This is a genomic window from Vibrio sp. KUL70 (genome assembly GCF_059725515.1).
In genome coordinates this window covers 126,002-151,744 of sequence record NZ_AP045834.1, presented here as the reverse complement: position 1 = coordinate 151,744, position 25,743 = coordinate 126,002, and the positions used below count along the sequence as shown (strand labels likewise).

23 protein-coding genes and 1 riboswitch are annotated in these 25,743 nt (G+C 47.7%); of the genes, 11 read left to right on the top strand and 12 right to left on the bottom strand.

Translation table 11 applies throughout. The features are described 5' to 3' along the window. Positions 1–48 precede the first annotated feature (48 nt). Positions 49–1,422, bottom strand: a complete 1,374-nt coding sequence (locus AC6I7V_RS00665) for an NCS2 family permease (RefSeq protein ID WP_255231684.1) — start codon at positions 1,420–1,422, stop codon at positions 49–51. 58 nt (positions 1,423–1,480) lie between these two features. Beyond that, positions 1,481–1,580: riboswitch (purine riboswitch) on the bottom strand. Between the two features lie 303 nt (positions 1,581–1,883). Here AC6I7V_RS00665 and gmk point away from each other — a divergent pair. The 4 genes from gmk to recG all read left to right on the top strand — a co-directional run bounded on the left by gmk (position 1,884) and on the right by recG (position 7,345). Next, positions 1,884–2,507, top strand: a complete 624-nt coding sequence (gene gmk, locus AC6I7V_RS00660) for a guanylate kinase (RefSeq protein WP_261882369.1) — start codon at positions 1,884–1,886, stop codon at positions 2,505–2,507. 116 nt (positions 2,508–2,623) lie between these two features. After that, positions 2,624–2,896 carry a DNA-directed RNA polymerase subunit omega gene (rpoZ, locus tag AC6I7V_RS00655; RefSeq protein WP_004741437.1) on the top strand — a complete coding sequence of 91 codons (273 nt, stop codon included), beginning with the start codon at positions 2,624–2,626 and terminating at the stop codon, positions 2,894–2,896. A gap of 39 nt (positions 2,897–2,935) precedes the next feature. Then, positions 2,936–5,059, top strand: coding sequence for a bifunctional GTP diphosphokinase/guanosine-3',5'-bis pyrophosphate 3'-pyrophosphohydrolase (gene spoT, locus AC6I7V_RS00650; protein WP_255231686.1), 2,124 nt, complete (start codon positions 2,936–2,938; stop codon positions 5,057–5,059). Positions 5,060–5,266: 207 nt separating this feature from the next. Next, positions 5,267–7,345 (top strand): ATP-dependent DNA helicase RecG, encoded by a 2,079-nt coding sequence (gene recG, locus AC6I7V_RS00645; protein ID WP_498011113.1) that lies wholly within the window; start codon positions 5,267–5,269, stop codon positions 7,343–7,345. Between the two features lie 117 nt (positions 7,346–7,462). Here the strand turns inward: recG and envZ are convergent, their stop codons facing one another. Next, positions 7,463–8,761, bottom strand: a complete 1,299-nt coding sequence (gene envZ, locus AC6I7V_RS00640; RefSeq protein ID WP_498011112.1) for a two-component system sensor histidine kinase EnvZ — start codon at positions 8,759–8,761, stop codon at positions 7,463–7,465. 147 nt (positions 8,762–8,908) lie between these two features. Beyond that, on the bottom strand, positions 8,909–9,628 hold the full coding sequence (gene ompR, locus AC6I7V_RS00635; protein WP_032551125.1) for an osmolarity response regulator transcription factor OmpR: 720 nt from the start codon (positions 9,626–9,628) through the stop codon (positions 8,909–8,911). Between the two features lie 161 nt (positions 9,629–9,789). On the opposite strand from ompR, the gene greB reads away from it, so the two are divergent. Together greB and AC6I7V_RS00625 are read left to right on the top strand one after the other, a co-directional pair. Next, positions 9,790–10,266, top strand: coding sequence for a transcription elongation factor GreB (gene greB / locus AC6I7V_RS00630; protein WP_255231689.1), 477 nt, complete (start codon positions 9,790–9,792; stop codon positions 10,264–10,266). Between the two features lie 678 nt (positions 10,267–10,944). After that, entirely contained in the window at positions 10,945–13,266 is a 2,322-nt protein-coding gene (locus tag AC6I7V_RS00625; protein ID WP_498011111.1) for a Tex family protein, read from the top strand. A 193-nt stretch (positions 13,267–13,459) separates the two neighbouring features. Here AC6I7V_RS00625 and AC6I7V_RS00620 read toward each other — a convergent pair whose 3' ends face one another. Both AC6I7V_RS00620 and bioH read right to left on the bottom strand, forming a co-directional pair. Beyond that, entirely contained in the window at positions 13,460–13,933 is a 474-nt protein-coding gene (locus AC6I7V_RS00620; protein WP_255231691.1) for an ATP-dependent Lon protease, read from the bottom strand. A 174-nt stretch (positions 13,934–14,107) separates the two neighbouring features. Then, positions 14,108–14,884 (bottom strand): pimeloyl-ACP methyl ester esterase BioH, encoded by a 777-nt coding sequence (gene bioH / locus AC6I7V_RS00615; protein WP_498011110.1) that lies wholly within the window; start codon positions 14,882–14,884, stop codon positions 14,108–14,110. A gap of 91 nt (positions 14,885–14,975) precedes the next feature. Between bioH and AC6I7V_RS00610 the strand changes: the two genes are divergently transcribed. The 5 genes from AC6I7V_RS00610 (at position 14,976) to AC6I7V_RS00590 (ending at position 20,485) form a co-directional block, all read left to right on the top strand. Continuing rightward, on the top strand, positions 14,976–15,698 hold the full coding sequence (locus AC6I7V_RS00610) for a ComF family protein (RefSeq protein WP_498011622.1): 723 nt from the start codon (positions 14,976–14,978) through the stop codon (positions 15,696–15,698). 108 nt (positions 15,699–15,806) lie between these two features. Beyond that, a complete protein-coding gene (nfuA, locus tag AC6I7V_RS00605; protein WP_032551117.1) occupies positions 15,807–16,391 on the top strand; it encodes a Fe-S biogenesis protein NfuA in 585 nt (194 codons plus the stop codon). A gap of 263 nt (positions 16,392–16,654) precedes the next feature. After that, positions 16,655–17,218, top strand: coding sequence for an ADP compounds hydrolase NudE (nudE, locus tag AC6I7V_RS00600; RefSeq protein WP_255231694.1), 564 nt, complete (start codon positions 16,655–16,657; stop codon positions 17,216–17,218). 10 nt (positions 17,219–17,228) lie between these two features. Beyond that, a complete protein-coding gene (gene cysQ / locus AC6I7V_RS00595; RefSeq protein ID WP_255231695.1) occupies positions 17,229–18,056 on the top strand; it encodes a 3'(2'),5'-bisphosphate nucleotidase CysQ in 828 nt (275 codons plus the stop codon). A 230-nt stretch (positions 18,057–18,286) separates the two neighbouring features. Beyond that, positions 18,287–20,485: a DUF7151 family protein gene (locus AC6I7V_RS00590; RefSeq protein WP_498011109.1), complete on the top strand. Its 2,199-nt coding sequence runs from the start codon at positions 18,287–18,289 to the stop codon at positions 20,483–20,485. Positions 20,486–20,558: 73 nt separating this feature from the next. Here AC6I7V_RS00590 and AC6I7V_RS00585 read toward each other — a convergent pair whose 3' ends face one another. The 7 genes from AC6I7V_RS00585 to gspH are packed head-to-tail and all read right to left on the bottom strand — an operon-like array spanning position 20,559 to position 25,704. Then, positions 20,559–21,338 (bottom strand): type II secretion system protein N, encoded by a 780-nt coding sequence (locus AC6I7V_RS00585; RefSeq protein WP_498011108.1) that lies wholly within the window; start codon positions 21,336–21,338, stop codon positions 20,559–20,561. Position 21,339: 1 nt separating this feature from the next. Continuing rightward, entirely contained in the window at positions 21,340–21,828 is a 489-nt protein-coding gene (locus AC6I7V_RS00580) for a type II secretion system protein M (RefSeq protein ID WP_261883098.1), read from the bottom strand. Positions 21,829–21,848: 20 nt separating this feature from the next. Next, positions 21,849–23,075 carry a type II secretion system protein GspL gene (gene gspL / locus AC6I7V_RS00575; RefSeq protein WP_498011107.1) on the bottom strand — a complete coding sequence of 409 codons (1,227 nt, stop codon included), beginning with the start codon at positions 23,073–23,075 and terminating at the stop codon, positions 21,849–21,851. Beyond that, on the bottom strand, positions 23,044–24,075 hold the full coding sequence (gene gspK / locus AC6I7V_RS00570; RefSeq protein WP_261882361.1) for a type II secretion system minor pseudopilin GspK: 1,032 nt from the start codon (positions 24,073–24,075) through the stop codon (positions 23,044–23,046). The genes gspL and gspK overlap by 32 nt, the downstream gene beginning before the upstream one ends. Then, positions 24,068–24,745: a type II secretion system minor pseudopilin GspJ gene (gspJ, locus tag AC6I7V_RS00565; protein ID WP_498011106.1), complete on the bottom strand. Its 678-nt coding sequence runs from the start codon at positions 24,743–24,745 to the stop codon at positions 24,068–24,070. Before gspJ ends, gspK begins: the two co-directional genes overlap by 8 nt. After that, positions 24,732–25,106: a type II secretion system minor pseudopilin GspI gene (gspI, locus tag AC6I7V_RS00560; RefSeq protein WP_255231701.1), complete on the bottom strand. Its 375-nt coding sequence runs from the start codon at positions 25,104–25,106 to the stop codon at positions 24,732–24,734. Before gspI ends, gspJ begins: the two co-directional genes overlap by 14 nt. Next, on the bottom strand, positions 25,093–25,704 hold the full coding sequence (gspH, locus tag AC6I7V_RS00555; RefSeq protein ID WP_255231702.1) for a type II secretion system minor pseudopilin GspH: 612 nt from the start codon (positions 25,702–25,704) through the stop codon (positions 25,093–25,095). Before gspH ends, gspI begins: the two co-directional genes overlap by 14 nt. Positions 25,705–25,743 lie beyond the last annotated feature (39 nt).

The following is a 25,743-nucleotide window of genomic DNA, read 5'->3' as shown; positions in this document are numbered from 1 at the left end:
AAAATGGCCCCGCACAATGCAGAGCCACTATTAAAATATCAATATCGACTACAGAAGCAGTAGGTACACAAGGAACACAACAGACAGTCCATAAATCAGTGGGTGCACCTCTTTGCCTTTACCCGCGACCACCATAGTGAATGCGTAGCTGATAAAGCCCATCGCCATACCGTTTGCAGGAGAGAAGCTCAGCACGGTAAACATGATGGTGAAGAACGCCGCAATACGTGACTCTTTCTTCTCCCAGTTAATCTGACCAAGACGACCGACCATGTAGATGCCGACGACGACCATCGCTGGCGCAACCATAGCGGCTGAGAAGATAGAGAAGATTGGGTATAGGAATAGTGAAATCAGGAACAGACCTGCAACCATCACTGCTGCTAAACCGGTTTTCGCACCTTGAGAAGATGCGATGCCCGACTCAGAGAACGCCGTAATCGAAGTGGTGCCCAGAACTGAGCCAATCACAGTACCACCAGCATCAGCAACCAGTGCCGATTTCGCGTTTGGCACTTTACCGTCTTTATCGATGATGCCCGCATCACGCCCCACACCAACAATGGTGCTCAAGCCATCAAAGAAATCGACAATCAAGAAGATAAGAACGATGAACAACAGATCAAACATCTTCTCTGTGGTAAAGGCTGAAAAATCAAAGATCGCACCGAAGCTGCCCGCCATGCTCGGTGGCATCGCGACTAGCTGCTCTGGGATTGGCGCATTCGACGTACCCATCAACAAATCCGCGATAATCGTCAGCGCAATTGCCGATACAAACGAAATAAACGTCGCTAGCTTGATATCACGAACCATACAGCCAAGCGCAATAAAGATACTCACATAGGCGATGATCACTTGTGGGTCTGAGATATCACCTAAACCAACCAATACAAATGGGTTGGAAACGATGATGCCCGCATTTTTAAGACCTAAGAACGCGATAAACAGGCCAAGCGACACCGTGATCGCCAATTTCAGATCTTCTGGAATCGACTCAATCATCGACTTACGAATATTGGTCAGAGAGAACGCAAGATACAAAATGCCCGATAGGAAAATACCAAATAGCGCTTCATTCCACAGTACCGCCACCGAGCCGCTTAGTAGAAGGCCTTTAAAGAAGCCGTTCATGCTCATACCCGGTGCTAGCATTACCGGGTAGTTACCCCAAATACCCATGATTAGGGTTGAGATAGCCGCCGCCAACGCGGTCGCTGTAAATACCGCGCCTTTATCCATACCTGGAATGCCGCCAAGAATGGCAGGGTTCACCGCTAGGATGTAGCTCATCGCCAAGAAAGTAATAAAACCTGCGTATAGCTCAGTGCTGATGGTGGTTTTTCTTTCAGAAATCTTAAACAGGGAATCCAGCGAACCAGATGAGGCGTTTTGGGCCTTAAGGGTGGAATCGGTACTCACAACAAAACCTTTGCAATAAATTAAGAATTTGGAGATTCAAATGCTGTGAGAATAGAGCGGTCTCTACACTAAAAACTGTAGTTACCAAGATAGGCTCGGTAGTAGAAACATCTAGTCCGTATCACTAGATATATACAGCATTTAATCGTTTGCGCGGATTGTAAGGATTGAGATTAAAACTTCAACAAATTTTGCCCAGATCACATAAAAAAGTGTCGCTGGTCAGTGATTACATTTCGACAGCGATCCTTGAGAGGATCATTTGCCAATAAATAACGATCAAGCCAGTTGTTCTGAATCATTGAAATATGCTACTCTTCGCCTCCATTTTTCTGACCTAATTTTCACCACATTATGTGTACGCTGTACACAGCAAAGGTGAGCAAGAGTTCGGTTAGTGCTATCTTTTACAGTGAAGGGCAACACTTTCACTCAATCCAACCAACAGTGGAAACATACAGATGGGCAAAGGTACTCTTTACATCGTATCTGCACCTAGTGGCGCAGGTAAATCGAGCTTGATCTCAGCAATGCTAGAAACCAATCCAACCTACGCAATGAAGGTATCTGTTTCACACACCACTCGCGGTATGCGCCCTGGTGAAGAGAATGGTGTTCACTACCACTTCGTTGAAAAGCACCACTTCGAAGATCTTATCGCTAAAGGTGAGTTCTTAGAGTATGCAGAAGTGTTTGGTAACTACTACGGTACTTCTCGCGTATGGATTGAAGAGAACCTAGAGCGCGGTATCGATGTGTTCCTAGATATCGACTGGCAAGGTGCTCGTCAGATCCGTGAACAGATGCCTCAAGCGAAGAGTGTCTTCATTCTGCCACCATCAAACGGTGAGTTGGAGCGTCGCCTGAACGTTCGTGGTCAAGATAGCGCAGAAGTTATTGCGAAACGCATGAGCGAAGCGAAGTCAGAAATCTCTCATTATAATGAGTATGACTATGTGATCGTGAATGATGACTTTGATGCAGCCCTTATGGACTTCAGAGCCATCATCCGTGCGGAGCGCTTAAAAGAAGATAAGCAAGCAGCAAAATACAGCGGCATGCTTACTGCTCTACTGGCGGATTAAACTAGCAAGGCTAGATTTTCCATTGAGATAAGTATACGGTGATCTAGAAAGTCTCTAGTTAAACTTGTATACTTTCTCGTCATTCAAAATTTATTAGTTAACTATTTGGAGTCCTCATGGCACGCGTAACTGTTCAAGACGCTGTTGAAAAAGTTGGCAACCGTTTCGACCTAGTTCTTATTGCGGCTCGCCGCGCTCGTCAAATGCAAACTGGCGGTAAAGATTCACTAGTGCCTGAAGAAAACGATAAGCCAACGGTTATCGCACTTCGTGAAATCGAAGAAGGTCTTATCACTAAAGACGTACTAGATGCTCGTGAGCGTCAAGAGCAACAAGAGCAAGAAGCAGCTGAGCTTGCAGCAGTAAGCAGTATCGCTCACTCTCGTTAATAGCGGCATTTGAACTAATTAACCTTCCGGGCCTTTAATTTGTATCTATTCGATAGCCTCAAAGACGTTGCCCAAGAATACCTAACAGAGCCTCAAATTGAGGCTCTGCGTCAATCTTATGTGGTAGCGAGAGACGCCCATGAAGGGCAAACCCGCTCAAGCGGTGAACCATACATTATCCACCCTGTAGCTGTTTCAAGAATCTTGGCCGAAATGCGTCTGGATATCGAAACTCTGCAAGCTGCTCTACTTCACGATGTGATTGAAGACTGTGACGTCACTAAAGAAGATCTAGAGGAAAAATTTGGCAATACCGTTGCTGAATTGGTTGATGGTGTATCTAAGCTGGATAAGCTTAAATTTCGTGATCGCAAAGAAGCGCAAGCAGAGAACTTCCGTAAAATGGTTCTCGCCATGGTGCAAGACATCCGCGTTATCTTGATCAAATTAGCTGACCGTACTCACAACATGCGTACCCTTGGGGCTCTTCGTCCTGACAAAAAGCGTCGTATTGCTCGTGAAACCCTAGAAATCTACTCTCCACTTGCTCACCGTCTTGGTATTCATAACATCAAGACCGAACTCGAAGAGTTGGGCTTCGAAGCCCTCTACCCTAACCGTTATCGCGTACTAAAAAATGTAGTGAAAGCTGCGCGTGGTAACCGTAAGGAGATGATTCAACGTATCCATAGCGAAATTGAAGGCCGTCTTGAAGAAGTCGGGTTGCCTGCTCGCGTACTGGGTCGTGAAAAGAACCTGTTCTCCATCTATAACAAGATGAAAACCAAAGAGCAGCGCTTCCACACCATTATGGATATTTACGCATTCCGCGTCGTAGTGGACACGCCAGACACTTGCTATCGTGTCCTTGGTCAGGCACACAGCCTATACAAGCCTCGCCCTGGTCGCATGAAAGATTACATTGCCGTACCCAAAGCCAACGGTTATCAGTCTCTACACACCTCTATGATTGGCCCTCACGGCGTTCCGGTTGAAGTACAAATTCGTACTGAAGACATGGACCAAATGGCAGATAAAGGTGTTGCGGCGCACTGGTCTTACAAAGGCAATGGCACTCGTAGCAATGGCACGACCGCGCAAGTGAAAGCTCAGCGTTGGATGCAGAGCCTACTTGAGCTGCAGCAAAGCGCCGGTAACTCGTTCGAATTCATCGAGAACGTTAAGTCTGACCTGTTCCCAGACGAGATCTTTGTCTTCACACCGAAAGGTCGTATCGTTGAGCTGCCAGCAGGCGCAACAGCGGTGGACTTTGCCTACGCTGTACATACTGACGTTGGCAACATGTGTGTTGGCGCTCGTGTCGACATGAACCCTTACCCGCTAAGCAAAGCCTTGAAGAACGGTCAGACGATCGAAATCATCAGCGCACCGGGCGCACGTCCAAATGCAGCATGGCTTAACTATGTGGTGACTTCTCGTGCTCGAACTAAGATTCGTCAGGTTCTTAAGACCATGCGTCGTGAAGAGTCGGTAACCTTAGGTCGTCGCCTACTTAACCACGCACTGGGTGAACATTCGATTGGCGATATTGCCCAAGAGAATGTCGACCACGTTCTGTCTGATCTGCGCTTAGAGTCGATTGAAGATCTATTGGCTTCGATTGGTCTGGGTGAGCTGATGAGTATCGTGATTGCCCGTCGTCTACTGGGTGACGCAGACGAACTGACAGAAGTGAACAACGACAGCGATGCACCGAAGAAGAAGCTGCCTATCCGTGGCGCTGAAGGTCTATTGCTGACATTTGCAAACTGTTGTCACCCGATCCCAGATGATCACATCATTGCCCATGTATCTCCTGGTCGTGGCCTTGTGGTTCACCGCGAAACGTGTCCGAATGTTCGTGGTTACCAAAAAGAGCCAGACAAATACATGGCAGTAGAGTGGTCGAACGATTACGACCAAGAGTTCACCGCTGAGCTTCAAGTCGATCTTCAGAACCACCAAGGCGCACTGGCCGAGCTAACCAATGTTATCTCGAAAACAGGCTCAAACATTCATGGTATCTCGACTGAAGAACGTGATGGACGCTTGTACACAGTGACTATCTTGCTGACCACCAAAGATCGTGTGCATCTTGCAAGTATTATGAAGAAATTGCGTGTTATGCCACACGCGTTGAAGGTAAGACGTCGCAAGAACTGATCCAAAAGCAGATGAGGGATTCGAGATGGCGAGATACGAAGAGCAAAAAACGTCGTGACTCACCATCTTATTTCCACATCTGCTTTTAGTTTTTTCGAATCTCGCTTACCCTCATTCCGTATCTGCCTTTCATCCATAATCCATCCTGTACAAAAATCCAGTAAAATGCTTGAATAGATGGTATCTATTACCGTCGTGAGCCTTGTTATGTCACAGCTTTTATCTGCTATTCCTCTTAACTCTCTATCTGGAGTTGGGGCTAAAGTCGCCGAAAAACTGGCAAAGGTTGGATTGAACAACGTACAAGATCTGCTGTTTCATCTACCACTTCGCTACGAAGACCGCACACGTATCTACCCGATTGCCAAACTGCACGCGGGAATCTGGGCTGCGGTACAAGGCAAAGTAATGAGTGTTGATACCATTTTCGGCAAGCGCAAAATGCTGGCGGTAAAAATCAGCGACGGTAATGGCACCATCACCTTGCGCTTTTTCAACTTCACCGCTGGGATGAAGAACAATTTTGCTGAAGGTAAACAGGTTCATGCCTACGGCGAGATCAAACGTGGCGGTATGGGTTTAGAGATCGTCCACCCAGACTACAAGTTCTTCGCTCCAAGACAGCAACCTGATGTAGAAGCAACCTTAACTCCGGTTTACCCAACCACAGATGGCCTAAGACAAGTCACGCTGCGTAACCTCACCGACCAAGCGTTAGCACTTATCGACAAGGCTGCGGTGAATGAGCTGCTACCGTCTGGCTTATACGATCACCAAATTACACTGGCTCAGGCGCTGCATACCATTCACAGGCCACCACCGGGAATCGATCTTGAGCTGTTTGATGAAGGCAAGCACCCTGCTCAACTGCGCTTGATTATGGAAGAGTTGCTGGCTCAAAACCTATCCATGCTCTCGGTTCGCAGTAAAGGTCAACAAGACAACGCCATCCCACTACCACCTGTACATACGCTTAAAAACAAGCTACTGGCACAGCTTCCATTTTCGCCAACCAATGCACAAGCACGAGTGGTGCAAGAGATTGAGGGCGATCTAGAGAGACCTCACCCTATGATGCGCTTAGTACAAGGTGATGTAGGTTCAGGTAAAACCCTAGTCGCTGCCCTTGCCGCGGTTCGCGCATTAGAACACGGCCAACAAGTTGCACTGATGGCACCCACTGAACTTCTGGCTGAGCAGCACTCGATCAACTTTGCCAACTGGTTTGAAAGCATGGGCATTCAAGTGGGTTGGCTCGCCGGTAAACTTAAAGGCAAAGCCAAAGAGAAAGAGCTTGAACGCATTGCCAGTGGCGAAGCGCAAATGGTGGTGGGTACACACGCTCTGTTTCAAGAGCATGTCCAATTCAAAAACCTTGGCTTAGTCATCATTGATGAGCAACACCGATTTGGTGTCCACCAGCGATTAGAACTGCGTGAAAAAGGCGCTAAGCAAGGCCATTATCCACATCAACTGGTAATGACGGCAACACCGATTCCACGTACCTTAGCGATGACCGCTTATGCCGATCTCGAAACCTCGATCATTGATGAATTACCGCCAGGTCGAACACCGATTCAAACCGTCGCCATTCCCGATACCAAACGTGACGACATTGTTGAGCGAGTACGTAATGCGTGTCTTAACGAGGGCAAACAAGCCTACTGGGTGTGTACGCTGATTGATGAGTCTGAAGTGTTGGAAGCGCAGGCCGCAGCCGACACTGCAGAAGAGCTACAGCGCAAACTGCCCGACGTGAAAATTGGCTTGGTACATGGCCGAATGAAGCCAGCCGAGAAACAAGCCGTGATGCAGGAGTTCAAAGAGAACAAGCTGCATCTATTGGTTGCAACAACCGTGATTGAAGTGGGTGTAGATGTACCCAACTCGAGCTTAATGATCATAGAGAACCCCGAGCGTCTCGGCCTAGCTCAGTTACACCAGTTACGTGGCCGTGTGGGTCGTGGGTCGGTCGCAAGTCACTGTGTACTGCTGTACCACTCACCACTGTCGAAAACCGCTCAGAAGCGCTTAGGTGTACTGCGAGAAAGTAATGATGGCTTTGTGATTGCTCAGCGAGACTTGGAAATTCGCGGCCCGGGTGAACTGCTTGGCACTAAACAGACTGGCTTGGCTGACTTTAAGATTGCCGACTTGGTTCGAGACCAACGCTTAATTCCAGAAGTACAGCGTATCGCGCGCCACATTCATGATAGCTACCCAGACAATGCTAATGCGATCATCAACCGCTGGCTGGGTGAACGTGATGTGTATTCTAAGGCGTAGTGACTGCTGGTAATTGTTTCAATTTAAAAGGCTTCCTCACGGAAGCCTTTTTACATATGAATCCTTTCGAACAGAACCAAGAGAGAGATTCCCTATTCGCTCGTTCCTCACAAAGGCCTATGACTTAACTGGGAAGCTAATCTGCGCTTTCAGCCCCCCTTGGCTACGATTATTCACCGCAACAGCGCCGTGGTGCTGACTAACAATTCGCTTCACAATCGCCAAACCTAAACCTGTACCTTCACTACCACGCGCGGTATCGCCTCGAGTGAAGGGTTCAAACAATTTGCTGACCTGATCGTGAGGAATACCGGGGCCATTATCTTCTACCGTGACCCAAGCAAGCTTGTTATCCGCGGTCATACCCGTGGTGACTTTCACCCAGCCATTACCATAGCGCAGAGAGTTCACCACTAAATTGCTGATCGCGCGCTTAATCGCGATTGGGTTGCCCAAGGCAGGCTTCATGTTAGAAGAGAAATCTGTTTCAATTTCTACCTCATAGCCGCCTTCCGAGCTTGCTACTTCTCCGGCTATATCTTCTAAGTGCACCGCTTGGAACGAATTACGATCCACCGGCTTTAGGTAATCCATAAACTGGCTGATTATCTCATTACACTCCTCGGTGTCACTGATAATCCCTTCCGCTAAATAGCTGTCTTCTGGGGACATCATCTCCGTCGCCAAACGAATACGGGTCAATGGCGTTCGTAGATCGTGACTGATGCCCGCCATCAATAGCGCTCTATCTTCCTCAAGCTCTTGAATGCCTTTCGACATCTGGTTAAAGGCTCGAGTTACCGAGCGAATCTCTTGCGCACCTTGCACCGGCAAAGGCGGTGGAATATCACCACGTCCTACCCCTTGGGCGGCTTTCTCTAATGCAATCAAAGGGCGGTTCTGTAAACGGATAAACAACCAACCGCCGGCAATAATCAACATCGCCATTATCAAGCTATTGCGAAATAGTGGTGCAAAGTCTTCTTCTTGCAGTTCTGATAGTGGTATTCGAATCAATGAGTTAGGTAACTGCGCGATATCCATCCACAACACATAGCTCTCAGCACCTAGAATCAACCTCACCTCGGTTTCCGAACCCAGCTCCTTAGTCATCTCTTGACTCATCAAGTCAATCGCAACCGCATGGTAGAACTCACCCGCAGCGTCGCTGTCTTTGGCGTGGACCGTCACCCCAAGCTGCTCGAGTACACGCTGACGCAGCGGTGCATCCATCTCGATATCAAGATCACCTTCGTCTAAAACCAAATTCAGCTCATGTGCCAAGATCTTATTGAACTGCTGCAAACTCGGCATCAAGGCGTAGTTAAACACCGCGTAGTAAGAAAATATTTGGCTGGCAACCAATAAGGTTAAGAAGAGAACGATAGATTGAGTAAAGGAGCTACGTATACGCATAGAAAACCTAGAGTGAAAGGTAGAGAAACAGAGACATCATAGAAACTATAACTCTAAACCACTGTTCTGAATAGAAAACGGGCCATCACATAATTATGAGATGACCCGATAACAATCACATTTCAATCACGATGGTGACTGATAGAGTTACACTGCTTTTCCATCAGGAACAAACACGTAACCTAAGCCCCACACCGTTTGGATGTAGCGTGGCTTACTTGGATCTTCTTCAACAAGGCGGCGCAGGCGCGAGATCTGAACGTCGATAGAACGCTCCATCGCTGAGTACTCACGACCACGAGCCATATTCATCAGCTTATCGCGAGACATTGGCTCACGCGCATTGGTGACCAGTGACTTCAATACCGCGAACTCACCTGAAGTGAGAGGCATTGGCTCTTCACCACGGAACATCTCACGTGTACCTAGGTTTAGACGGAATTCACCAAATTCAACCACAGACTCTTCTGTACTTGGCGCGCCCGGTGCTTCAATCACTTGGCGACGCAGTACTGCTTTAATACGGGCAAGCAGCTCACGCGGGTTAAATGGTTTAGGTAGATAATCATCGGCACCCACCTCTAGACCAACAATGCGATCCACTTCGTCGCCTTTCGCAGTCAGCATCAAGATCGGCAGCATGTTGTTGGCGTTACGTAGACGACGGCAAATTGAGAGGCCATCTTCACCTGGCAACATCAGGTCCAATACCATCAAGTGGAAGTTTTCACGGGTTAACAGGCGGTCCATCTGCTCACTGTTTGCCACGCTACGCACTTGAAAGCCTTGCTCAGACAAGTAGCGCTCCAGCAATGCACGAAGGCGCGCATCGTCATCGACCACTAAAATTTTGTAGTTTTCTTGCATGTAATGGTTCCACCTATTAAAACTCAAACTTGAAGATTAAGTATTCTTTTTAGACATTGAAAATGTAACATTCTTGGGGAAAATGTCGCCTAAAGAATTGTTAACGTATGTTGCCTTTCTATATATTCTATCTTAGGACATGATTTCACTAAGTCAGAATTATGAAAACAAACTTAATTACTCGTGAGGGCTATGACAGACTCACTAAAGAGCTGAATTTCCTATGGCGAGAAGAGCGTCCAGAAGTGACCAAAAAGGTAACCTGGGCAGCAAGCCTAGGAGATCGCAGTGAAAACGCAGACTATCAATACAACAAGAAGCGCCTGCGTGAGATAGATCGCCGTGTGCGTTATTTAAGAAAGCGCCTCGACCAAGTCAAGGTGGTGGACTACTCGCCGCAGCAAGAAGGTAAGGTCTTTTTTGGTGCTTGGGTTGAGATAGAGAATGACGATGGCGATACCAAGTCATTTCGTATCGTTGGGCCAGATGAGATCTATGGTGGCGTCAAAGATTACGTCTCGATCGACTCACCGATGGCACGAGCACTACTCAAGAAAGAAGTGGATGATGAATTCACGGTACGCACCCCAGAGGGTGACAAAGAGTGGTTTGTGAATGCGATTCGCTACACGCCATAGAGACTTTTCAAAGCTCTAGATAAAAGGAAACCCCGTGAGGCTCGCGCCCTACGGGGTTAAGTTCTTTCGTAGCCTTCCTGCCACTATTTATCTCATTGAGATAAGGTGCTCCCTGCATCTTTCCTTGATATTGGCTAAATCCTTTAACCGATTTCCTTTTGTCATCGCCATCCTAGCGGTGTCCATGCTTGCCTATCATCCTGACGAGCTAATCTCATCCAGAGACATTCACTTTCATCAGCATCAGTAACCATCCTAGCCACATCAAACTCAATCAGTGTTTTACATCCTTGCTGATCACTCATCCTAAGCAATCAAATCTTCTTCCTGAAGATACCTAATCCGTTAGGCTTTTTCCTGTTCCTGCCAACTCCCTGTCGACAAGTTAAATATTACGCGAAATCCGATGGCATCCCAGATATCTGCCAACAAAAAAATGATATGACATCGATCACACCTCCATTTAATTCATTAAATATCAACAACTTATATAAAGTCATAGTAAAAACAACATGCATAAAGTGATTTAGTCGCACATCACTTGTAAGAGATCTCGCACAAAGGGTATATCAGATCGGGAAATCACCGAACAAACAGGAAATTGACTTAGTAAAGCTAGAAAAAGCTAAGGTTCACCCCCATATATGTGGGCACGATAATCAAAAAGAGATTCAACGGATGAGCCAAGCTATCTGTAGACAGATCGCTCAAGAGCTGAGCGTTCGCCCCGATCAAGTGACCGCAGCAGTTACCCTAATCGACGACGGTAACACGGTTCCCTTTATTGCACGTTACCGTAAAGAGGTAACGGGCGGCCTTGATGATACCCAATTACGTAATCTAGACAGCCGACTTTCTTATCTGCGTGAACTCGACGATCGCCGCCAAACGATCCTCAAATCGATTCAAGACCAAGGCAAACTGACCGCTGAGCTTGAGAAAGAGATCACTCAAGCCGATAGCAAAACTCGTCTAGAAGATTTATACCTACCCTATAAGCCTAAGCGTCGCACCAAAGGCCAAATTGCAATTGAAGCAGGCTTAGAGCCGCTAGCAGAGACACTTTGGAACGAACCACAACACGATCCAGAAAGTGAAGCCTCTCAGTACCTGAATAGTGAAAAAGGCATTGAAGACACCAAAGCCGCACTCGATGGTGCTCGCGCCATTATCATGGAACGCATCGCAGAAGATGCAAACCTGCTTGAGAAAATACGTCAGCACCTAACCCGTAACGCGGCTTTGAGCGCACGTGTTGTCGCGGGTAAAGAGCAAGAAGGTGAGAAGTTCAAAGACTACTTCGAGCATGACGAAACGCTGAGCAAAGTCCCTTCACACCGAGCACTAGCCATGCTGCGTGGTCGTAATGAGGGCTTCCTAACACTAACCATGAACGCTGACCCAGAGCAAGAAGAGGGTGTACGTGGTTCTTACTGTGAAAACATCATCTCTGATCACTACGGTATTACTCTGAGCAGTGCACCTGCCGATACATGGCGTAAACAGGTGATCAGCTGGGCATGGCGCATTAAAGTATCTATGCACATGGAAACCGAGTTGATGGGCGCAATGAAAGAGCGCGCAGAGATCGAAGCGATTGAAGTATTCGCGACTAACCTGAAAGACCTATTGATGGCCGCTCCGGCAGGCCCTCGCGCTACACTAGGTCTCGATCCGGGTCTACGTACAGGTTCAAAAATCGCTGTAGTTGATGCAACGGGTAAGGTACTGGCAACTGAAACCATCTACCCTCATCCACCACAAAAGCAGTACGACAAATCTGCGCACATCGTTGAGCAGATGGTGCGTCAATTCAATGTTGATCTGATTGCAATTGGTAACGGTACAGCTTCACGCGAAACCGACAGCTTTGTGGCTGACGTGATTAAGCGCGGCAACCTAAAAGTACAGAAGATCATTGTGAGCGAAGCTGGCGCATCGGTTTACTCGGCATCTGAGCTTGCAGCGAAAGAGTTCCCGAATATGGACGTATCGTTGCGTGGTGCAGTATCAATCGCTCGTCGTCTACAAGACCCACTGGCAGAGCTGGTTAAGATTGACCCGAAATCAATCGGTGTCGGCCAATACCAACATGATGTGAGCCAAACCATGCTCGCGAAACGCCTAGACGCGATCGTCGAAGACTGTGTAAACGCCGTCGGTGTTGACGTAAACACCGCCTCTGCCGCGCTTCTGACTCGTGTTGCTGGCCTATCTAGCACCATCGCACAAAACATTGTTGATTACCGTGATGAGAACGGCCGCTTTGAAGCGCGTACCACGTTGAAGAAAGTCGCGCGTTTAGGGCCAAAAGCCTTTGAACAGTGTGCCGGCTTCCTGCGTATCATGGGTAGTAAAAACCCACTCGATGCCTCAGCAGTTCACCCTGAAGCTTACCCCGTGGTAAAAGCGATCTCTGAGAAGAACAGCAAAGACATCAAGACCCTAATCGGCGACTCTGGCTTCCTAAAAGGCCTGCACGCCGTCGATTACACCGACGATAACTTCGGTGTTCCAACCGTAACAGACATCATTAAAGAGCTAGATAAACCGGGTCGTGACCCGCGCCCTGAGTTCAAAACGGCGACCTTTGCGGAAGGCGTTAACTCTGTGTCTGATTTAGAGCCGGGCATGATTCTGGAGGGCGTGGTCTCTAACGTAGCCAACTTTGGTGCTTTCGTAGATATCGGTGTTCACCAAGACGGCCTGGTACATATTTCAGCACTGACTGATCGCTTTGTTTCTGATCCACGTGAAGTGGTGAAAGCGGGCGATATCGTCAAAGTGAAAGTGATGGAAGTGGATGTGCAGCGTAAGCGTATTGCGCTAAGCATGCGCATGAAAGACGAGCCGGGACAAGACAACCGCGCTCAACGCTCATCTGCACCTCGTTCTCAAGGTCGTCAATCGCAAGGCGGTCAGCGTCGTCGTGAAGAGCCACAACAGAACGGCGCTATGGGTGGTGCGTTTGCTGCTGCCTTTGCAAAAGCGAAGAAGTAACGCTGCACAATAAGGAAGTGAGCAGCTAGAAAAGCGTTTGGATCATAGTAGACCTAAAGCTGTAAGAGCTTATTCCAGACATGAGAACGCCCTTCTAGATATATAAGCTTGCTCCTAAAACAGAAAACCTGCATCGCCATTGGCATGCAGGTTTTTTTATTAGGTTCAAAAAGGCTTGGCGATATTGACTGCGCTAGAGCACAACCAATACCTCAGATGGCTTATGAGGCGCAACAGCATGGCCATAGTGATACTTAATGACCTTACGTCGTTGTTCCATCTGCCCTTCTCGAATCGCCACATCAAGAATGTGCTTGGGCAATCGAAAACGCATGGTGTAACCCTTTCCTTGATCGGCACTATAACTACTCAGCGCCAATAAGCTGAACAACCTATCAAATGGATCTTTAGGCTCTTCTTGGTTTACCGCATCTATTTCCTGCTCGTTATCCATCTCATAACCGGGATGGTCAGAGGGATCCCAAGCTGATTGCTGCCTTCGTTTATCGTCCGATTTTACCTTGCGCTCTGCATTAGTTTTAGCCAATGCGACGGCTGGAGCAACAGGCTCTCGAACTCTATTTTCACGCGCAACTTGCTCAGTTTGCACATTAACGGATGGGGCGATCAGTGGCACACTTACTGCCGTTGCAGGTGACACAATCATTGCGAACTCTCCTCAAGAATCGCCCGTCGCTATTGCTATTGCACCGTTGAACTGAGTAAGCACAACAGGCATAGCCCAACGTACTGTGTTCTGCTCAGGTGAGAGAGAGGGCTGAGCATCGTTCAGTGCCTTGGTTAGATTATATATCGACCACGCTGTCTATAATTTTAGCAATTATTTCTCGGCGAAGCTGATCAGTTCACAGCAAAAAGCGTCCGCTTCAGTCATAAACGGTGCATGCGAAGACTGGGTAAAGATATATTGCTCAGTGTTAGGCAACGCTTTTTCTAGATCTTTCGCTACCTTAATCGGCACCAAACCATCCAACCGACCATATAAACGCAGCATAGGCACTGTTAGCTCAGGTAAGCGCTCGCGCAGATCAACATCGGAAAGCATTTTTAGCCCGGCAAGCAGGGAATCTGGATTAGGCAGCGGACGTGACAGTACCGCCTGTTTTAACTGTTTCACATCTTGTCTTGCCGACGGGCTACCCATCGCTTGCAGTGCCATGAAGCGCTCGATGGTGGTTTGAAAATCTTCCACCAGCTGCTCGGTAAAATTGGTCAGAACGTTAGGCTGAATACCACGCCACAATACCGGCTCTTTAGCTGCGGCGAATTTCGGAGAGCTCGCAACTGTGACAAGCTTAGAGACATAGTCAGTATGGTGCAGCGCCATATGCGTCGCGACTAAACCACCCAACGACCAACCGACCCAGATCGCCTGCTTTGGCGCCTCTTCCATCAACTGCTCGGCAATACTCTCAAGGGTATCAGCATGGCAATGACTGCTGTGACCATAACCTGGCAGGTCAACCACATGGACACGGAACTGGGTCTCAAGCGCCGTTACGGTTTGCTGCCACACCGCACCGTTCATTCCCCATCCATGAACCAAAACCAAATCTGGCCCCTGCCCAGATACATGCCAATACAGTTTGTCGCTCATCTCGTGATTTTCCCTACTATTCTCATCCAACAATGATGACCTTGCTGGCTAGGCTATCCAAACCTACATCATCAATGCACTTATGCTCGCTATGTTATCTGATTGGCTCCAAAAACACACACCACGCTTGGTCACACCACAATGCCAGCTCTGTCAATTGCCAAAGCAGCCTAAAGATACCCATCCTAAGTGGTGCAATAGCTGTCTATCTCAATTCGCCCCCCAACACCGCTGCCAACGTTGTGGTATCAAACTCGATATTGACGCCATAGTATGTGGGGCCTGCCTCAAAACACCACCACCTTGGCATCGGCTCTATTGTGTTGGAGATTACGATTTCCCACTCAGCCATTACGTCCACCAGATGAAGTACAGTGGTCAATTTTGGTTGTGCCGAGACTTAACCAAACTGCTGGCAAACCATATTGATCAGCCAGCCCCCATCATTACCAGCGTGCCACTGCATTGGCGGCGTTACCTACACCGCGGATTTAATCAAAGCGCGTTGCTAGCCGATGCCCTTGCTCACCAACTTAACAGCCAAAGCCTAGCGCTGTTTAAGCGTCAACGTGCCACGCCAACGCAGCAAGGGCTTAGTAAGACGCAACGCCAGCATAATCTGCGCAATGCTTTTTCTTTAAGGAACAAGGATGTGATGAAAGTGATAGCAAAAGGCGACGCCCATGTTGCAATAATGGATGATGTCGTCACCACAGGCAGTACTGTGTATCAATTATGTCAATTGCTACTTGAAGTGGGCGTTAAAAGGATTGATATTTACTGCATCTGCCGCACTCCTGAACCCGCGTCTTAGTCAATTTCCCACGAAACTTGTCTATCAATTCAGCAAAAAAGGGCTGAATTACCGTTCCGACAGGAGTAGAATGGCAGAATAGCCTACAAATTTACTCAGGTATTCGTCGTGTCAAATATTACTATTACAGAAACAGCTCAAACTCATTTTGCTAACCTGCTTTCACAGCAGCCAGAAGGGACTAACATCCGCGTATTCGTGGTAAACCCAGGTACGCAGAATGCAGAGTGTGGTGTATCTTACTGCCCTACAGATGCGGTAGAAGCATCTGATACTGAACTAGCATTTGAAGGTTTCTCTGCTTACGTAGATGAGCTAAGCCTGCCATTCCTAGACGAAGCTGAAATCGACTTCGTTACCGACAAAATGGGTTCACAGCTAACTCTAAAAGCTCCAAACGCAAAAATGCGTAAAGTGGCTGATGACGCACCTCTTCTAGAGCGTGTTGAGTACGCAATCCAGACTCAAGTAAACCCGCAACTAGCAGGCCACGGCGGTCATGTAAGCCTAGTTGAAATCACTGATGAAGGCGTTGCTATCGTCGCGTTTGGTGGTGGTTGTAACGGTTGTTCTATGGTTGATGTGACTCTGAAAGAGGGCATCGAGAAAGAACTTCTACAACAGTTCGAGGGTGAACTAACAGCGGTTCGTGATGCAACTGAGCACGATCGCGGTGAGCACTCTTACTACTAATCACACCTAAGATTAGAGACCAAGGACCAAGGCTGATGTGAAAACATCGGCCTTTTTGTTTTTTAGGCTCCCAGTAACCAATACAGCCATCCTGCTGCCTTCACTTCACGAACAAAATCAACAGAGTGGCGCTCTAATCTAGAGAACTGAGATTGCAATCGCTTCCTATTCAATAATTCCATGATATAAAAACTCACCTCTAGGAAGTGACCGCCATTTCCCCTATATTAGAAAGACTTTCCAAAAAGCTAAGGAGCGAGCGCATGACAAGAAGGACCAAGCCAGAAATCTTGGCTAAGCAAACTGTCGCTCAATCAAAACTGTTCTCTATTGAATCTCTCGATCTCAAGTTTTCTAACGGTGAGCTTCGTACCTATGAGCGGATGAAACCAAGCGGTCGCAACGCAGTAATGATGGTCCCAATTACTGAACAAGGCGATATCTTATTGGTGCGCGAATACGCCGCAGGAACCGAACGCTATGAGCTAGGCTTCCCCAAAGGTCTCATCGACCAAGGTGAAACTCCAAGTGAAGCCGCGGTTAGAGAGTTAAAAGAAGAGATTGGTTTTGGCGCTCGCAAACTCACGCCACTCAAGGAAGTGATTCTCGCCCCTTCTTATTTTTCGAGCAAAATGACTCTGTTTATTGCCGAAGATCTTTACCCAGAACAGCTAGAAGGTGACGAGCCAGAACCACTGGATATTGTGCGCTGGCCGCTGGCTCAAGGAGAAGAGTTACTGACGCATCTCGACTTCTGTGAAGCCCGCTCCATTACCGCCTTATTACTGGCTCTTCGACTACTAAAACAACAATCTGACGAAGAGTAAGAGACCTTTTATGCCAATGACAAAAGATTTATCCCATCTACTGCCCTCCGTGATTGGAATCGCTCGCTCAGCGGGACAGCTGATTCTAGAGATCTACGAGAAGAAAAATTACGAAGAGTATACAAAAAGTGACGATACCCCCGTCACCAGTGCCGACCTTGCAGCACACAAACTGATCTCAAAAAGATTGAGTGAATTGACCCCAGACATTCCCGTCCTGTCAGAAGAGGCTGCCGATATCAGCCTAGAGAAACGCTCTCAGTGGGATCGCTACTGGCTAGTTGATCCACTGGATGGCACCCAAGAGTTCATCGCGCGCAGCGGAGACTTTGCCACCATTATTGCACTGATTGAACACAACAAGCCTGTGATGGGGGTTGTGTACGGTCCAGTGTCTGGTGTGACATATTACGCTTACCACAGTAAAGGCGCTTGGAAGATTCCAGATTTGAACGATAGCGTGAAAATCAAAACTCATCGCCATGAGCTACCAAATCAGCCGATTGCAATGGCAATAAGCCGTCGCCAAGATATCAACCGCATCACCAACCGTATGAGCTCTAAATGGAACTACGATTTAGTTCCGCTTGGGTCAGCTGCCCTTAAGGCGTGTCTAGTCGCAGAGGGCGCGGTAGATTGTTACCTACGCTTGGGTCCAACCGGTGAGTGGGATACAGCCGCAACTCAGTGTATCGTTGAAGAAGCTGGCGGACGCATATTAAGCACTCACCTTGAGCCGCTGTCATACAACGAACGGGAAACATTAGAGAACCCAAACTTCATCGTACTCGGTGATGCAGACTTACCTTGGGAAGAGATTCTACAAGGTAAAGATTAAACTCCACTCAAGCACCACTGTTAAGGTGGTGCTTTTCCCATCAGATTGTCGAACAAACATACAAATCTATCAATAGAAACTGATGATTTTATCATTATCATTCATACAGTTAAGTGGCTCAAAGTTCTAGGTCATATCATACTTGTTTCATTTACAAAGTTTGAACTGTCCTATAAAAACATTCCTTGCATATATCAAAACTAATTTTCATATATCACAAGGATATGATAATGAACGTCAATGCTAGGCTTACTAAAAAGACTCTAATCGCGACTTCGGTGGCATCTATTTTACTTTCCGGTTGTGGCAGCGATAGCGACCCTTCCGACAGTTCTTCAAACGGCGGTACGGTACAAAAAGACGCCTTGATTTCCACATTAACTCTACCTGCTGGTGATGCTGAATGTGCTAACGGTGGTCTCAAGGTTATCGCTGGCTATGATGACGATAAAAATGGCACGCTTGAAGATAGCGAACATGTCTCCAATAAAACCATCTGTCACGATGGAACAAATAATACTCAGCAAGAAGGTAGCGATATCTTCAATCAAGCTTTGGTGTCGGTCGCTTTGATCGCAAAAACGGACACCAGATGTGATGCCGGAGGACAGTTGGTCACTCTTGGTGTTGATGCGAACAAGAATGGTATTCTTGATAGCAGCGAAGTTCAGTCATCAGAAGTACTGTGTAGTATCGGTGCTGATTTCGCACCAAGCGCCATCATCAACTCGATCACAGCGAATCCAGCCATTGTTGCGGCAGGCGCACAAACTACGCTAACAGCAACCATCAGTAACCTTCAACCGAATGATAAGGTGACTTGGTATAACGAAAATGGAGATGTGTTAACGACAACCACTCCAACTCAAGTTACCGTTCAAGCAGGGACGACCGTCGGTCAAGAGAAGTACAAACTCAGCATTGAAACGACCAACGATCAAGGCCAAACCGTACTGCAAACCAAAGAGATCATTATCACCGTTGCAGAAGCGCCAGCACCAACTCAGTCTGTCGTTCTTAATAGCCAACAAGTCTTCTTACCTGAAGGTTATACAACCAGCGCGCTTACTGGTGATGTAACAGGCACGATTATCTACGCAAAGCCTGTTACTACCGCAGCCGCTTCAGCAAGAAGCTCACTTCCAACGCCAGATAATACTGAACTCGCTGGTTTTGTGGCAGAAAGGGGAGCGTTGAGTGGACAAACAACGGCTCAAGAGATCCTTGTTGATGGGGTTGGTGCTTTTGCCTCTCAGCTCAGCAGAGCGGATATTGTGCAGACATCCCTGACAACGCTAGAAAATGGCGATGTCAACGCAACCTATAAGATCACATTGCGCACAGGATTGAAGCTTACTGAAATCCTCAATACTCTGATCAATCAAGTAGCCGTGAATAAGATTGGCGGAACCGCTAGCGCTTTAGTCCCAGCAGCGTCTGAGGTCACTCAATTAGAGTATCAACTTGATATCACAACCAGCTACAACAAAGTCACAGACAGTGCCGTGATTACCAGCACACTGGTGCAAAACGACAAAGTTGTGGATTACTCAGATCTGATTGTTTCAACGACTTCAGAAAGTATCCAAGCATCTAAAGATGCAACATTGCAACTGCAGAATGATAAGTTTACTGCGCTTGACCAAACCACCTCTAAAGCGGACTTCCTGTTTGTTATCGACAACTCAGGCAGCATGAGCGATGAACAACAAGCGATCAGTGATTTAACGGTAGCCTTTACAAGCACCATTCAGAATGCGGGTGTGGACTTTATGGTTGGTACCATTACCACAGATTCAGACAACCTTCGCGGGGTTGGCTTTACTAGTGATTTGGAACAAATTGCTAAAGACTTTAAACCCGGAACAAGGGGCAGTGCGACTGAACGCGGAATCTATTACTCAGAACTTGCACTGCAAAAAGGGGGAACGGTAGAGCTTGCTGGATACCCACGAGCTGGCGCTTCACTGTCTGTTGTTATCATGAGTGATGAAGAGAGCCAGTACCAAAGATACAACTCTCCAGAGTTTGATCCTAACAACAACTTGTTCCTTGATAATGGCTATCGAGTGTACTCTATTGTCGACCCATCAGACGCAGCTCGCAGCCAGTATGACGACCTAGCAACATCGACCTTAGGTAAGACCCTAAACATCAATGTTACTTCTGAGTACAAATCATTTGTTGAAGTGATGGCGAAAAATGCGGGGGCCTCAAGTGCGGGTTACAAGCTTTCTAAAGCTGAAGCTCAACATGTTCTTTCATCGTCCATTCTAGTAACCGTTGATGGGGCAAAAGTGGACCGCAACTCTTCCAATGGTTGGCAATATTACCCACTATCTGAATCCATTGTGTTTACAGGTACGGCTATTCCAGCGCAAGGCGCTGAAATTATCGTTGCTTATCAATATGTAGACGACTCAAAGTAACAACCAATCCATAAACAAAAGGGCGATAGAGTTTAGTTCTATCGCCCTTTCTTTTTTATTCGCGATGCTACAACTACAAGCGCCCTTGATAAGTAAACTGGTACTTCCCTTGATTGTCAGGTTTGCCTAGCCAACGCAGTTGGTTTTGCATCGTGGGTGGAAACTCAGCACCCGGTTTGAACCATGCATTGGTTGCGTAGCGACGGTTCGGCGTTAAGCTTGCATCGAATTCACTCTCAACTTGCGTGGTTTTCTGAGTGCCTTTTGCAGCAATCGTATTGTCTTGGCAAGTGACATCAGCGATAACAGGACCAAAGTCCAACGCGCCTAGCGGTGTCTCCGCGCCAGCACCTGACCAAGCTAAGGTGCCTTCACCGGTTTGACACCAAGGTTGACCTTGTTGAAGGTGTTTAATCGTCAGTTCCACCTGACCAACAGCAGCGACCGGTACTGGAATATTTGGGATGAACTTCAGTACGTCTTCAGCTGGCAGTGATGCCACCAAATTTTGCGCGTAAGCACCATTCATGCTGTAACCGACATAGCCCTTACCACGCAGGTTCATATCACTATCACGACCGAATCGAACCGCTAGCTCTGCCTTGCCTTGGAAAAGCTGGCTAAACTGAAAGTCCCACTGCACTGAGCCATAATTAACACGCTGCCAAACGATATTGCTGGCGCTGCCTTGCCAGATAGAGCCTTGCACACCGTTAATTTGTAGCCCTCTCACCTTAGGCGCATGCTTAAGAGCAAAGGCTGCTGGCAAGTGCAAAAGCAGACTGACTGAAAAAAACACGATAAAAACGGCACTGAAAAGTAAGCCATATTTTAGAGAAGAGCCTCGCTTCACACTAACCTCGCTTGAACTGTAATCGCTTGACTTCAATCACGCCCTGCGTGTCACTGCGGTCAATATCCATGAATTCTACTTCAACGCCTTGCTGCTCTTTCAGGTACGTTAACCAATCAACAAACTGATTAAATGGTACTGGCTTAACCCACACTTGCAGCATTTCGCCACGAGGTTGTACTCGAATCAACTCGATCTTAAAACGACGCATTGAAGCCGGTACAGAACGGTTCAAAGGTTCAGAGCTTTTCGCGCCACCACTGCCACGCAGTTCGACAATCTCATCCGCCTTGTTGCTCACCCAAGCCAGCAGCTGCTTTTCACTCTGAATACGGCTTTGCGCCAATTCCGCGCGAGTATTGAGCGGCTGAAGTACACCCCAATAAACGGCACCGACGATCAGCAAAATAGAGCACCCAATCACAAGCCTCTGTTCGCGTTGACTGATCGATGTCCACCACGCCTGGAGTGGCTCAATCATATTTCTCATCATTGATCTCCTAACGTGAGTTACTGTAATGGTTTAAGTGTAAAACTGCCGTACACAGCATCGCCGTTACGGTTCAGCGGCCCTTGCTCAACAGAGAACTTCTCGGCAAGCTTAGTGCGAGCGCTCTCAAAGTGTTGGAAGTTAGAGCTTTTCGCTTGCAGACGCACTTCAGAGCGGTTGCCATCATAGCGGATACTTTCCACTTCGATGGACGTCACTTGCCCTAACGTACTTGGCATCTGAGTTAGCCAACCAAGCAGACTCGCGCTATCACTGGAGCCACCATATCGACTCGCCTCTTCGTTCATTGTGCGCTTCAAATAACTGACGCTTGGAATCTTACGTTTACCTGCCATCACCTGACGGAAAATGCGTTCACTCTCAGCTCGATACGCCTGAGCTTCCGCTTCGTAGCGCTGTACTTTGAGTGTCTGCTGAGTTGCGATAACCGCAATCAACAAACACGCGGCAATCGCCACCTTTTGCCAAATCTTCCAGTATTTAGTGAATGAAGATTTGGTTTTAAAGCGACCTGTCAGTAAGTTAGTTCCGCTGATAATCGCCTGTTGGCTGAGTACCGACATCACCAATTCTGCTGGCTTTGCTTGCCACTCCACTCCACTCTGCTGCTGAGCTTCTTCATCTGGCAGTGCGGTATAACTCAAGATCGTCGGCTTAACATCGTCTTCAGTAACAAGCCAATCGCTGCTTAAAAACATCGGCAGCCATGCTTGGCGAATAGAGACCGCTTGAAAGGTGCTTTGGCGCAATAACCACTGATCACCAATCTGCAATGCGGTTACGCCTTCCGCATCAACGGGAAGGGCAAGCGTATCCGGCAGGACTTTGCGAATGGTTATACCAACCTCTGAAAATCCACTCATTACCTGAGTAAGCCATTGCTGCTCGACACCACAAACGACTGCCGTTTCCGCGTTTTTATCTAGAATGGTAAAGTGCAGATCTTCAATATCCTGTGCGACTTCATCTTCCAATAGAAATGGCAGCATCGACTCAAACTGACGCGCTGCCCCTTTTGGGATCTCCACACGCTTCAATAGGCAATCATTGCCCGAGAGTAGCGCAATACAGGTCCGTTTCTCAGCATAAGGTGTCAGCTCATCAAGCTGTTGCCAGCTCGCAAGCTCGCCACTTGCGATCACTTCTTGCTGGCTTGTCGACCAAACTAACCACTGCACAGGGCTTTGTGGTTCGCTACTCAGTCGAACGGTCAGAAACTCGCTCACTGATTCCTCCAAAGCGACGGCGCACAACCGTCACTGTTTCTCGATTACTACTATAAAAGAGAGTGCGAATTCGAACTCGCGACTTCTCCACTAATACTTCAGCATCCAGCTCGAAGTAGCTACTATCTACCGCTAAATACCCTTTGGCTTTCTTGGTCACATCGGCACTGACACTCGATAAGTTCGACTCAGCTAAGAAATCATCAATGCTATCCCAGCCATCAAAAGGGCGGTTTTCAATCAACGCTTTAGCGTCAGATTCGCTCAAGTTCGGGGCAAACATCGCTTCTAGAAGCGGAGCCTGTTTGACCTTGAGTGTATTTACGTTCAAACGCCAGTCATCACTTGGCAGAGCACACACATAAGGGCGTACCTTATCCATCACCTCACCGCTCACTTGATACACGGCACGCAGTTCAGACTCGTCTGCCATCAAACCATTCGCTGCCAGATAAGCGGGCTTCATCGCTTCATAGGTGCTGTCTTCCACTCCCACAGAAGAGGCACTGCGCGTATCTTCATCGACAAATTCCCACGTCGAATTGGCGATCACTTCTGCTTGATAAGAGTCCACTTCTAGATTCTCTAACAGAGTTTGCCACACAGAGACCAAATAAGGTGATGTGTTATCTGTGGTGCTGGCAACAGACTTCAACGCATTCAAATTTAAACACGCTTGACCATCTCGAATGTGACCCACCACTTGACCATAGTCGAGCGGATAAACCTGCTCTTCCAGTGCCCACGGCTGACTTAAATTGATGGTATCACTGTCTTTATAGCTCTGCTCAATACCAACCTTAGCCAGCGCTTCAATACCAATGCTGTACCAGTAGGCTTGTTGATAATTGAGCTGATTACCCACACGTTTAAACTGCGTGAATAGCCTCTCAGACATACTCCCTGCAATCGTTGCCATGATCGCGAGCAGCATCAATATCACGATAAGCGCAACACCACCTTGCTTGCTGGGCTTCCCCATTGGGGATCGATTAACCATTATTGCCCCCACTTGACGAGGAGCTGTCACTCGTATTCATACCGCCACTAGGTGTTAGGTAGACACGCTCAATTTCACCGTAATCTTTAAGGGTCAATTTAAGCCTGACTGCTTGTGGCAGCGCGCGATCTGTCTGCCACTCCTCTAGCCATGAGCTTCCGTTGTAGAACTCTAGGCTAAAGGCTTCAATGCCCTCGAGCAGTGGTGTCACTACACCTTCTTGTCCGGTTGGAGTATCGGGGTAACGCCACCATACTCGCTCGAGCGTCTCTTCTTTAATTCGGTAACCCACTTTAGTGACTTCCCCTCTTGGGAACTGCTGCTGTGGATTGTGCCACCCTAAACGGGTAAACATCACACCGATCGAGTCCGAATCGAGCAGATACTCTTGCATTAAGATCAGTTTAGATGATGCTTCTTCGCCATTTGTTCGAAACTGGCGTTGCGCCATCTGGCGAAAATCATTATCTAAAATGACCAAGCTACGCTGCAGAGCATTCAATCGTGCACTACGTTCTATCGAGACGTCATTGCTACGTTGGATCTGGTTCACCACCTGATACGCCGCCACACTCAAGGTGGCGAATATCGCAATCGAGACCAGTACCTCAATCAAGGTGAAGCCTTTTGTTTTACCGCGAGTCGCGCAGACGCGTTTATTTTGAGACATAACTGCGTACCGTCACGACAGGTGATGCATTCTTACTGGTTGCCACACTGACATCAAAAGCCTTCAAAAGATTATCACTGGTCGGCACAGGTGTTATAGTCCAGAACCAGTCACGCTCAGCGAGCTTTTGGGTTCCCTGTGTCTTTTTCAGTTTCTCGGGGTGCAGCATCACCATCGCCATTTGATTATCAACCACCATCGCCGCGAAGGTTTTCTCTTCCAAGTAACTCAGCGTATTAATGTGCTGAGTGACCGCGCGAATGACACTGATCGCCGCAGTTGCAAAAATGGCCAACGCCACCAGTACCTCTAGCAGTGTCATACCACGCTGAGACTGCGAGCTAAGATTACTCCTCTTCATCTTCTTCTCCCGGCTCAAGCAGACGAATAACTCCATTATCTTTTACGCGGATACGCCAACCATCTTGCAGCGAATCACCAGTATTTGGGTAGAATGAGAGGGTAAAGGGCGTTAACTCAGCACTCGATAGGATGTAGATTTGAGGTGGTCTAGGCTTCTTCTCTTCTTCTAAGTCTGCAAACATGTCTTCGTCAAACAGACTGCCCGGATTAAAGAGCCGATCGTCGTCTTGCCACGCACCACCGCCGAGCTTCAATGAAAGAGACAACTCTTTTGGTAGCTCAGTCGTCGAAGGAATCTTTTCAAACTCCACTTCCTGCCAACCTTCAGAGTTCAAGCTCATCAGGACATAAGTGGATTTTTTCTCATCAACACGAATGCCAAAGTCTAAGCCGCTGAGAATGGCTTCTTCATTAAGTAGCTGTACACGCTGGTAAAAACTGTGTGCGTACTGCTTAGCGACATCTTTGGCATTGGTAGGAATCGTCGCGATCACCGCCACTGCGGTCAGTGACAGTAATACGAGAACTAGCAGAATTTCTATTAAAGTGAATCCACGCAAACGTATTGTGCTGCGCGATTGAACAGAGCTTCTCATGTTTCGTATTACCATCACGATATGCGTTCCCAATAAGCG